Source organism: Desulfosporosinus orientis DSM 765, assembly GCF_000235605.1.
Classification (GTDB): domain Bacteria; phylum Bacillota; class Desulfitobacteriia; order Desulfitobacteriales; family Desulfitobacteriaceae; genus Desulfosporosinus; species Desulfosporosinus orientis.
This window is the reverse complement of the sequence record NC_016584.1, coordinates 559711-571628: the sequence shown is the minus strand read 5'-3', so window position 1 is coordinate 571628 and position 11918 is coordinate 559711. Positions and strand designations below refer to the sequence as shown.

9 protein-coding genes are annotated in these 11918 nt (G+C 41.7%); 3 read left to right on the top strand and 6 right to left on the bottom strand.

Going from position 1 to position 11918, the window contains the following annotated elements:
• Window positions 1–494 precede the first annotated feature (494 nt).
• The 4 genes from DESOR_RS02825 to DESOR_RS02810 all read right to left on the bottom strand — a co-directional run bounded on the left by DESOR_RS02825 (window position 495) and on the right by DESOR_RS02810 (window position 6258).
• Entirely contained in the window at window positions 495–1709 is a 1215-nt protein-coding gene (locus DESOR_RS02825; RefSeq protein ID WP_014183102.1) for an FAD-dependent oxidoreductase, read from the bottom strand.
• A 29-nt stretch (window positions 1710–1738) separates the two neighbouring features.
• A complete protein-coding gene (locus tag DESOR_RS02820; protein ID WP_014183101.1) occupies window positions 1739–2065 on the bottom strand; it encodes a thioredoxin family protein in 327 nt (108 codons plus the stop codon).
• Window positions 2066–2345: 280 nt separating this feature from the next.
• Window positions 2346–4397, bottom strand: coding sequence for an alkaline phosphatase family protein (locus DESOR_RS02815; RefSeq protein WP_042330740.1), 2052 nt, complete (start codon window positions 4395–4397; stop codon window positions 2346–2348).
• A gap of 295 nt (window positions 4398–4692) precedes the next feature.
• A complete protein-coding gene (locus DESOR_RS02810; protein WP_014183099.1) occupies window positions 4693–6258 on the bottom strand; it encodes a BCCT family transporter in 1566 nt (521 codons plus the stop codon).
• 582 nt (window positions 6259–6840) lie between these two features.
• On the opposite strand from DESOR_RS02810, the gene DESOR_RS02805 reads away from it, so the two are divergent.
• The 3 genes from DESOR_RS02805 (at window position 6841) to DESOR_RS02795 (ending at window position 9297) form a co-directional block, all read left to right on the top strand.
• Window positions 6841–7764, top strand: coding sequence for a LysR family transcriptional regulator (locus tag DESOR_RS02805; RefSeq protein ID WP_014183098.1), 924 nt, complete (start codon window positions 6841–6843; stop codon window positions 7762–7764).
• Window positions 7765–8018: 254 nt separating this feature from the next.
• Window positions 8019–9014, top strand: a complete 996-nt coding sequence (locus DESOR_RS02800; RefSeq protein ID WP_014183097.1) for a DMT family transporter — start codon at window positions 8019–8021, stop codon at window positions 9012–9014.
• 13 nt (window positions 9015–9027) lie between these two features.
• On the top strand, window positions 9028–9297 hold the full coding sequence (locus DESOR_RS02795) for a hypothetical protein (protein ID WP_014183096.1): 270 nt from the start codon (window positions 9028–9030) through the stop codon (window positions 9295–9297).
• A 2-nt stretch (window positions 9298–9299) separates the two neighbouring features.
• Here DESOR_RS02795 and DESOR_RS02790 read toward each other — a convergent pair whose 3' ends face one another.
• Together DESOR_RS02790 and DESOR_RS02785 are read right to left on the bottom strand one after the other, a co-directional pair.
• Window positions 9300–10445, bottom strand: a complete 1146-nt coding sequence (locus DESOR_RS02790; RefSeq protein ID WP_014183095.1) for an ATP-binding protein — start codon at window positions 10443–10445, stop codon at window positions 9300–9302.
• A 25-nt stretch (window positions 10446–10470) separates the two neighbouring features.
• Window positions 10471–11829, bottom strand: coding sequence for a sigma-54-dependent transcriptional regulator (locus DESOR_RS02785; protein ID WP_014183094.1), 1359 nt, complete (start codon window positions 11827–11829; stop codon window positions 10471–10473).
• Between the last annotated feature and the right edge of the window lie 89 nt (window positions 11830–11918).

Below are 11918 nucleotides of genomic sequence, written 5' to 3'. Positions count from 1 at the left end.
TGTTCAATCGTTCCTTTCGCTTCCACCCTCTTTAAGGGGAAATTCAAATATATTTCAATCGTGATAATTGTCACAATCTTTTGCACTCACCACCTCCGACCTTAAAAAATGATATGTAAAAATTGAAATTAAAAGTAAACGTTTATTATATAATTACATTCATCACTTTAACATTATAATATTTCCATTATATTCTACCACAACCAATTCCTTATCACCAACTTTAAACACCAAATTAAATTACAAACAGGTTTTCTAGTTGATTAGAGCAAATATGCTGATGAGCGAGATGCTTCCGGCATCTCGCTCATCTATACGACTTAATGTTTAGTCGATCAGAAACTTGTTATTTCATTACAATTAGTATAGGACCTAAACATTAATCTCTAATTAAGGGATCGTTAAGTTGAAGTTAAAAAAACGACCAGCAAATGTCATTTGCGGTCGTTAATCATCTTGGTCAATTGATAAGCACTAGCCTCTGATGGATAAGGTTAGAATAATTGAGATTTAGTTTTTCTTTTATCCATACTGCAGTCCAGACGTTTAATCTCTTCTCCTTTGTCCAGTACAACTACTGCCGGTGCTTGTTCTATGCCATACTTGCCGGCAAGGCTCTTCTTAGTAGCCATGTCAACTTTAAACAGTTTATAGTCATCATCACGTTCACTGAGAATTCCTTCTAATAAACTGCTGAATTCCAGGCTTTCATTGACTAAGGCGTTAAAGAATAACAATAGTACTTTCTTATCATTTTGCAGGATGTTTGAATTGAAGTGATGCAGCTCTTCCAGATATCTCTCGGCAGCTACGGCTGCAGTTGCACCATCGCCGACAGCGGAAGCAACTTGTCTTAAATATTTAACTATATTATCGCCTGCAGCATAGACCCCTTCTAAGTTCGTTTCCATACTTTCGTTGACAGGAATAAACCCGCGTTTATCCATTTCAAGCCCGCTGTCTTTTAAGAAACCCGTTGAGGGGATCATGCCAACAAAGAAGAACACACCCTGGCAGGAGAGTTCCGATGAGGCACCGGTTTTTAAGTTCTTAAGTTTTACACCTTCCACATTGCCATCGCCAAGAACTTCTTCAATGGTAGAATTCCAAACAAATTCCATTTTTTCGTTATTGAAGGCTCTTTCAGCACTGACTTTATTGCAGTCAAGAATTCCTTCGTCATGGAGAACAATCACAGTTACTTTACGGGCAAATTTAGTGATGTACATCCCTTCTTCAATGGCCTGATCGCCGCTGCCAATGACAACAACATCTTCCCCTTCAAAGAACTCGGCATCACAGGTTGCACAGTATGCGACTCCGCTTCCCCGCAAAGTTTTTTCACCGGGAATGTTTAACATTCTCGGCTCACTGCCGCAGGCAACAATCACAGCTTTCGCTGTTAACTCCTGGTCCTTTTTGGTTTTAATGACTTTATCCTCTTGTGAAAAATCTACACCGACAACTTCTCCTTTTAAAAATTCAACATTAAAGTGTTCGGCATGCTTCTTGAAATCTTTCATAAGATCCGGTCCGCTGACATGGGAATAGCCTGGATAATTGACGATTTCTCTGGTGGTATTTACTAACCCGCCAACGGTTCCTTTATTAAGTACCAGCGTCTTAAGCTTAGCCCTGCCCCCATAAATAGCTGCAGCTAAGCCGGCCGGTCCGCCTCCGATAACAATCAAATCATAACTAGTTTCCACGACTCCAACATCCCCCTCATTCTATTTGCTTAAGCTCCCAGAACTTCCTCAATTTTCTCTTCGACAGCTTCTTCCTCAACTTTGCCGGCTAGTTTACCTTGATACTCTCCATCATTGAAAAAGAGAATTTGGGGAACACCTTTTAGAGAAAAACGTTGGAATAAATTCTTATCTTCTTCAACATCAACATAATAAAAACCGAATTTACCTTCATATTGAGGCTTTAATTCATCCAGCATGGGCACAACTTCTTTACACACATGACAATCTTTCCTTGAAAAGATAACTAAACAGGGTTCACAATTATCATAGATAATTTCTTCGAAACGATTGGAATTTAATTGTTGTAAAGACATAGTCTTAACACTCCTTTAAATAAAATTTTTATATTTTTAAAAGAACTATAATTGTATCATTAACAGTTTATAGTCTTGTCATTAACTTTTTCCATTAGAAATATTAGAAAATTTGGCTAGCGCCCCAAAACACTGTCTTCGCACTAGTTAACTTAGCGGAGAAGCCTTCAGGCGCTAGCCAAGGAATGACAGCAAGTGTCCTGTGTTTCCGAAAAGAGCTGATTCTGTCAGAAAAGGCAGCTATCAGCTGTTTTCTGATAGCTGCGCATAGGGCAGTTTATTAGACTTCTTCAGAGAAAATTTGATAGATTGGAGCTCCTTCGCACTGTGCAGGGAATCTTAGCCCCAGCAGCATGGCAATGGAAGGTGTAACATCCACTTGTCTGATAGTACGATCGGTTGTAAATCCAGACTTAATACCAGCACCTGCGGCTACAAAGACAGGTGAAACAGATGTGTCAAAATATCCTTCTGAGGTTGAGATGCTGTCACCATGCAGACGGTTGTATCCTTCTTCTACCGAGAAGAAGATATCACCGCATTCAGGTCCATTAGCGCCAATCAACACTGCATCTTTGTTTCTGAGACAAATTCCGATAACACGCTTGCCGGTTCTTTCATCTCTGTAATTATAGAGATCTGAAATAATTTGTTCTTCTAAATCATATTTATCCTTAGGATCCACGATGCCATATTTGTCGCGGCCCTTGAGATTAATATAGATATAGTTGCTGCGGATCTGAACAGCTCTTGTCTTTTCCCAATCCACTTCGCGGATGGAGTTGCCGTTTTCGTCTTTTTTCATAACAGTATAACCCAAGTCTTCCATGACCTTAGTATTGAGTCCGCCATATTCCCCGATAATCGGAGGCACGTTTTCCCCAACGATAAGTCCATGATCACTTACAAGCAACACTGTCCAGCCTTCATCCAGCAAATGGATAAATTCACCAAAGTACTCATCGGTTTGGGTGTAGAATTTTTCGATAAACCCTTGGTATACTACTTCGTCGGTGTGTTCCCAATTAGGCAGGGTTTTCGCAAGATGCCATAATTGATGGCCCGCGCAGTCGATATTGTGAAGATGGGAGAAGACGACCTCATAGCCTTTTTCTTTGATTAAATAATTCATGCTGTCTGCTTGCCATTTGCAGTAGATATCCCAAGAGGGTGCAAAGACTTCGCGAACTAATTCGTCGTTTTCTCCGCCGATTAAGCTGACAGGGGGAACCTCACCAACATTTTTAACAATGTCTTGGTAAAGGGATTTTTGATGCCATAATTGGTCATTAGCGATATCAAGAGCGTTGCTGATCCAAACTCTGACTTTGTTTCCGGCTGGATCAAGCTCTAAAATCTTCATTGAACGGCAGCCAGGTTTCGTCACTTCTTTTTTAGTGACATCATCGATGATACCGGTAACCATTTTGCCAACTTCTAAAGTAACGATTGGCTTTTCAGCTTTCTTATTCTTGTAAATGGCAACCCGATCATATTCCCCGGCTTCATTTTTGAGAATTAGAGCAGGGCGTCTCATAACACCACTCGAAGTAATGATGGTGAACTCTTTAGCTCCTTCTGGAGCATTCGCCCAGCCTGAAGCATCTTTAAGAGGAGAGTTTACAATATCATAAGCTACCTTGCTGCCGATAACAACTTCTGTATCTTCGTCATCCATAACGTAGGTGCGAATTTCGCCGCCTTGACGTGCTGTATCACCCCACCAAAGCTCCATAAGTTCGTCATCTTCATCAGTAGCGCCGATGGTAGCTTCTAAATCAGAAATAATACAACCTACACCGGCTTGTTGTTCCACTCTTGGAGCGTAACGCACTTCTTCAAATTCAGGAGAAGCAATGATCACTTTTTCCCAATCCAGCTGAGCAACACCCATGTTTACGGAACCAGGCTGAGTTCCATCCACTACACTGAGGTTTTTACTTTGAGTGGTCGGAGGCCAAGAGCTCCCGGGCCAGTGCCATACCAAAGTCTTTAAGCCTGCCTCAGCAGTAATATTCCACATTTGTTCTGCTGTACAATTGCGGGAATCCATATTGTATACTACTGCGTCTAAGCTTTCTGGGGATTGTCTCCAATAGCAGGTGATGCCATGAGTTCCCGGATAAGCACCAGTAGCAAGGGTTGTCCAACAGGGAGGTGTAATAGTTGGGATTGCCCCAAGCAGTCTAAGATCTTCTCGGGAAGATCCGCGCTCAATGAACTTTTGCAGATTAGGCATTTTTCCTTCGGCCAGGTATTTGCGGCTAATTCTTGGGTCCATACCGTCAATGCCTAATACCAATACCTTATTGGTGAGTGCCGTTCTTTTCATAATCATATCAGCTCCTCTGAGTTAATCATTAGGGTTTCACTAACCATTCGCAGCGGGATATTTTAGATTTTTTCCCTCAACTTCTGCTTGTTACTTTATTAACTTGCAAGTCGTATTATAAGCAATCCCGGTTTTCGTGTAAAATACTTTGAGATTATGCCCCGTATAGCTAACATCACTATGGATAATAGTAAATTCCTATTGTTAATTTCTCCCTAATGCAAAAGGCAGCTTCTGTCTGAAGCCGCCTTTTGCTATTTTCCGGGCTGGTCTTACCGCGACAGCCCTGTTATGATTAGTCTTCTTCCGGATAATCGACAACTTGCACTTTCTTTTCTCCGCCGAAATCCTCCTTGAGCCACTTGCGCAGAGACAGCCCTAAGATGACGATAATAACTATAATGGGTACACTGGTGGCAACAGATGACAGCTGAACTACCGGTAATCCGCCCACCATCATGATAGCCACCCCGATTACAGCAAGGAGTAAACACCAGAAAAGTCTTGTCCAGCGGGGAGATTCCTGATTATTTCTAACTTCTTTGCAAGAAATCATGGAAATAATAAAGGCATTGGAATCAATGGTCGTAGCTTGGAAAATAAGCATGACAAATAAGAAATAGGGAATCACGATTCCTGTTAAAGGTAAGGTATGCAAGACTTGGGAAATCATTCCCGCAGCACCGGCGTCAGCCAAAGTCTGATCAAGTGCTATCCCTTGATTAAGCTGAAGATCTACTGCATAGCCGCCGAACACTAAGAAGAACAGTGAACAGCCGATTGACGTTATAACCATCATATTTATAACAACGTTTTTAATCGTTCTCCCCTTGGAGATCCTGGCAACAAATAATCCGAAATACATAGCCCATGCTGCCCACCAGGCCCAGTAAAATACTGTCCAGTCTTGAGGGAAACCGGATTTGGTAATCGGATCTGTATATAAACTCATCCGTAAAAAGTGAGTAGCCAAAACCCCTAGGTTGTCAACATAAAAGGATAACATAAATAAGGTGGGGCCTACAATCATAATAAAAGCTAATAATCCCATACATAACCAACTATTTAATTCCGACAATTTTTTAATTCCGCTATTTAAGCCGGCGAAAGCACTATAGCCAAATACCGCTGCAACCACCAGGGTGACCGCAACTTTTACCATGATAGTATCCTCGATACCCAGCATAGTGGAGCTTACAGCCGCCATCATAGGTATAACCGTTCCTAAGGTTGTTCCTAATCCGCCTACCAGACCGATAACAACAAAGATATCAATAGCTCTGCCAAGCCATCCGTCTACCCTGTCCCCCAATATTCCCCGGCAAGCATAGCTTGGGTAGAAGTAGGGTTTCTTTCTTACGTAAATCATGTAGGCAAAGGCGATGGCCCCTGGGACAAAGATAGCCCAAGCCGTTATACCCCAGTGAAATATTCCATAAGCAATAGAGAATTGCGCAGCTTGCGCCGAAAATGGCTCATTCCAGTAAGGAGGCCACTTAAGATAAAAAATAGGCTCGGCCATGGACCAATATACTAAACCTGCTCCAACACCGCCAGTGAACATCATCGATATCCAGCTGAAGTCCGAAAATTCAGGTTTATCATCTTTTCCGCCCAATTTTACATTGCCATATCTGCCAAAAGCCAACCAAAGTGAAAATATTACACAACCCAAAGCAAATAATAACCATAACCAGTCCATTCTATAGGTTATAGCTTTTAATACTGTTGAAACATAGGGTTGCAGCTCTGTACCAAAAATAAGCATTGGGGCATATAACAGAACACATAAAATAGCACTGCCCCAGAAAACAACCGGATTAATACGAGCATATATACCTTTAGACTTCTCTTGCGACAAGTTATTCACCCTTTCTTGTGATTTAATCTGAGAACCGGGTTTAAGAAGATAAGTCAGCTAAATGATTTGTCAAGTAAAAAATTACAAAGATATATCATGAAAAATGCATAATAATACCGTTAATCCTTAACTTTTATTCCTCCTTTATAAATTAATCCACGTGAGCCAGTACTATTGAAACGATAATAAACTTTAATTAGTCTGTCCAAGGGCTTGGGGTCATATTATGGCACCCCACTTATAAAAATTAATAAATCAAGACCGTTAACTTTTCCCCCTTCAGTAATTTAAGTTTTAATTGTGATTTCCATCACTTATTTGCAGATTATAAGGTAATACAGGTTTCTTTGTAAAATACTTAGTGATTATGCCCCCTATAGTTAATATAGAGAAGGCTTATTGATTTTTTTTATAGCCAACCTTTCACTATTACCCATAATTTCCAATAATAGGTCTAACGATTATTGTTTTCTTACTTTGTTATCTGAATAACTCATAGTATAATGAGGAGTAATAGTTAAGTTTAAACATCATAACATAAATTCGGAATCCCAAATAATGCTATCAAGGATGGTTAGAAATATGCGCCTAGAACAATTAACCTATCTAATCGCTGTCCACGAATCCAAATCAATCTCATTAGCTGCCGAACGCTCTCATATATCCCAACCTGCGCTTAGTTCTGCCATCAGTAAATTGGAAGATGAACTGGGTGTTGTTCTGTTAAAAAGAACAAATGCTGGGGCTTTTCTCACCGAAATCGGAGAACAGATCATAGTCATCGCCAAAGAAGTCCTCAATAAAGTCGATGAGATTAAATCTGTTGCCCATGGCGATTCCTTCGAGTTGAATGGAAACATCTCCATTGCCGTTGAACCGAGTATTAATATTACCGTCATGCCCGAGATATTGACAAACTTTAAACAAAATCATCCTAAAGTCAATGCTCTTTTGAAAGTTGGAGAATCTAACAACATTCTTCGTGATGTTCAATCGGGCAAGGCTGATTTCGGCATTATCCTGAAAACGGATGCCTTCAGCAGTGCCAAAGATCTCAATTATAAAGAGTTGTTCTCAGACGAATTAGTCATTATTTCCGGCCATAATTGCGAAATAACCTCAGGTTCTGAGACGATGCCATTAAAAAAAGCCCTTTCACTGCCTATCCTTTTGTATAACACTGAGTACATCACGAATTGCGGAGTATCCAGTGTACTGCAAAAGTATGGGGATATAAATGTTTCTTATAGGGTGGACAATTTAGAGATGATGGAAAAGATTCTATCCCAAGGAAAAACCATTGCTTTTGTCCCACAATTTATGGCGGATGAGTATGTAAAATCCAGTAAGATTAAGAAAATAACTCTGAGTGATGCCCGTCTAGAGGTAACAATTCTTTTAATCTGGTTAAACCGTCACCACCTTTCCTTAGTTGAAAAAGAATTTATCAAAGTTATCAAATCAGTGAGCTCAAAAAAATATGGGGAAAATGTGACAGAGGAATAGACATATCTTGTTAAGAGAAAGGCCAAAAGGCCGGGATGATTGTATCATCCCGGCCTTTTGGCCTTTCTCGTGAACTTTATTTCAAGGTGATTATGGGGGGCATATTCACTATGTATTTTACTCCGGGTTAATGTGATCATATAATACAATCATTCTTATAAATAAAACCTATAGGTTATTGCCATGGCTTGTTAAAGATTTCTCATTTGTCTAAATTTACGAAAATCCACATCGTTAAGGAGCATAAATAACCAATGGATCAACAAATACATTCGCTATTACAACAAAAAGATCTCACCTTTGCCAAAAAAGGTATTGTGACCGGATTGTTTGGCGGCGCTTGCTGGGGCTTAGACGGGGTTTTGATGGGAATAGTGTTAGGTTTGGCACCTTTCACTAACAACATGAGTATCTTCGCGGCTCCTTTAGTAGGTGTTTGTCTTCATGATGGATTCGCAGCACTTTGGTTATTTATTTATAATCTTTTCCGGGGTAAATGGCGGGATTATGGGCGCACTTTAAGGACCCGGCCGGCAAAGATGATTATTCTCGCCGCAATTTTAGGCGGACCTGTGGGAATGTCCGGCAATTTGCTGGGAATTTATTTTGCCGGAGCTTCTTATACAGCAGCAATCACTGCTGCATATCCAGCGATTGGTGCCGTTTTGGGAGCCGTTTTTCTAAAAGAAAAGATATCCCTCCGGGTTTGGGGCGGCATCATAATGGCAATTCTCGGCTCCCTGATTGTCGGAATGGTTCCTCCCGAAGGATCAGGTTATCCTCACTTTTATCTTGGAATTGGCTTAGCGGTGGTAGCTGCTATTGGCTGGGCCGTTGAGGGTGTTATGTCAACTTACGGAATGGACTTGGTTGATTCGGACATTGCCATCGGCATTCGGGAAGCTACATCCTTCTTTTTGAATATATTCGCCATTCTTCCTTTCCTGGGAGGAGTCGCGTATCAAATGCTCTTTAAAAGTTTTACGACTCCTGCCGGTTGGTATATAGCTTTGATCGGCCTTGTAGGAGCAACCTCCTTTTTATCCTGGTATCGGGCGATGAACATGACTGGAGTGAGCCGGGCCATGGGCATCAACGTGACCTTTGCTTTATGGTCGGTCTTCTTTGGCTGGTTATTAAACGGCCTGATCATAACGCCTAATTTGATTATTGGAGTTATTATCATTTGTATTGGCACGATTCTAACAATTGGAAACCCTAAAGATTTAGTTAATCTAAGAAGCCGATAAGGAGATTATGAAAATGAAAAAACTGCCTGTAAAATTTAGAGTTGTCGAAGTTATTTCTGAGCATAATGGAGTTTCAAATGAAGAAATATTTAATATGCTTAAAGACGAATATCCCACTGACCGAAATGTCAATGATGAAGGTATTGATGACTACCTGCTTTCCCTCAAGTCTGTGGGCCTTATCGAGGTCACAAGCGTTACTCTCGACGATAACGGCAAACTCAGACATTGCTATAAAATTACGGATTATGGCACCAACCGTATGAAGTATATTTGTAAATAGTATTATTTATCCTTAACAGGAACTTTGGGAAGCAAAATTTTAACAGTAACCCCTCGATCCGGCCGGTTAAAGGTTCGAATCTTCCCCCCGTGCTGATCAAGAATACGGTGGACGACAGACAACCCTAAGCCTGTTCCTTTTTCCTTAGTCGTGAAAAACGGATCATAAATAAAAGGCATGTCCTCAGGGGAAATACCTGTCCCCTCGTCGCTAACGGCAAAGCCAATAAACCCTTCTTCCTCAATTTCCTCCAGCTCGATCACGCCTCCCTGTTCTTGGGCGTCAACAGCATTAAGGAGAATATTTAATATAACTTGCTTTATCTGATCCGGATCCACCTCAACCTCTTGATCCAACCCTGAATCCAAAATCTGTTCCAACTGAATATGGTTTTTTCCTAAGGCAGGCTGGATCAGGGCCAGGCTTTCCTCCACCAGCTTGCCCAGCAGGATCCGTTTACGCACTAATTCCTTGGGCCGGGCAAAGGACAAAAACTCACTGACCATGCGATTTAAACGTTCGCACTCTTCTCTTAGCACTTGACAGTACTCTGCTACAACCTCGTCCCCCTGCTTTTCTTGAGCTAACATTTGGATACTGACTTTCATAATTCCCAAGGGATTGCGGATTTCATGAGCCAGACCGGCACTTAAATGTCCCAAAGCTGCGATGCGTTCCGTCTGCCTGATCTCAGCTTCTAAACGCTGTCGTTCCTGTTCTTCTTGTTTTAGTTGTTCCACCAAGTCCTGTTGTACTTTTAAAGCCAGGCGGTATTTGTTTTTTGCCTTGCGCTCTTCTTCCGTTAAAAATCCTGTCAGCCAGCCAAAGACATTAATTAAGCCCACTTCCACCCACTGGGTGTATTTGGCAGCAGCAGTTAAATCTTTTTGAAAATGCAGCATCAGAGGTACAAAGAGAATTGTAATTAAAAAACTTGAGATAATTCCTCCCACTGAACCAAAACGCATAGCTGCATAAATTACCGGAAGATAATAGGCAAACTGCAAAAGAATATGATAATCCACTTCATAATGATAATTTGTATAATGAATAATCGTCAAAATCCCTATAACAAGTCCAATCCCTATAAGATCAAAGAGAGCCCGTGCCGGCTGATGTTTCTTTCCTTCATACCCTTGATTTTCCACTAACAACCCCCCATGACCTTTAAAATTACATTCCCCAGTGAGGATCTATCCCATATTTCTCTAGCCGGTACAAGAGAGCATGCCTGGAAAGACCCAAGCGCTTGGCAGCTTGAGTTTGGTTTCCTTTAGTCTGCTCCATTGCCTGGCGAAGAAAGGATTTCTCGATTTCTTCCAGAGAAATTCCCTCAGGAGGCAGGAGAAAAAGAGCCGGTTTCTTTTCCTCTCTTGCGGAACTGTTAAAGACGGCCAGCCCTTCTTCTCCGATTTCTTTTCCTTGAGAAACGATGACCATTCGCTCAATCACATTTTCCAATTCGCGAACATTGCCCGGCCAATCATAAGCCATTAACTGAGTTAGGACTATGGGACTGAGAGTTTTGATCTGCCCATAGTTTCTTAGTTTTTCCAAGAAATGTTCCACAAGGCAGGGAATATCCTCTCGTCGTTCCCGCAAAGGCGGTATGGCAATGGGAAAGACATTCAAACGATAGTAGAGGTCTGCCCTAAAACGGCCGTCCTCTACCTCTGCTAAGAGATTCCTGTTGGTTGCGGCAATAATTCGCACATCAACCTTTATGGTCTTCTCACCGCCCACCCGCTCGAAGGTTCGTTCTTGAAGAACCCGCAAGAGCTTAGCCTGTACGTTAAAGGAGAGTTCACTGATTTCATCAAGAAAGAGTGTTCCTGTATCTGCTAACTCAAAACGACCGATCTTCCGGGCATGCGCCCCGGTAAAAGCTCCCTTTTCATGTCCGAACAGTTCGCTTTCCAACAATGTCTCCGTTAAAGCAGCACAATTGACTCTTATGAAGGGCCCCTTAGCTCTTGGGCTTAAGGTATGAACAGCATGAGCTACCATTTCCTTTCCCGTTCCTGATTCCCCTTGAACAAGAACCGTAGCCGGCGTAAGGGCCACCCTCTCAACTAATTGTTTGACGGCAAGCATCTCTTCACTTTTCCCCACCAGCTGCCAACCGTCATTTTGAATTTCTCCCTTTAAATAATCCACCTGTTCACGCAGGCTTTCCACCTGCAGGGCTTTATCTACGGTAATCAGAAGTTCTTCAATATCAAATGGTTTCAGCAAATAATCATGAGCTCCGGCTTTCATAGCTTCAACCGCTGTTGAAGTGCTCCCGTGGGCAGTCATCATCACGATCAGGAGCTCGGGAAAAAGCTCCTTTAGAGTCTTTAAAACCCTCATCCCATCAAGCTTTGGCATCTTTAGATCTAAAAGTATAAGATCAGGATGTTCAGCGGCTGCCCGCTCTAAGGCCAGCTGCCCATCCTCAGCTGTTTCCACCTCATAACCCGCCTTCGTTAAGGCTCGTTCCAGAACCCAACGCATGTTGGCCTCATCATCGGCAATTAAAATTTTCCGCATGGTTATCCTCTCCTCAACTGTTGGATATCCCACAACTTAGTGTGGGATATCCAACAGTTTTTTAGCCAATTTTTTTCCAGGTTATAAAA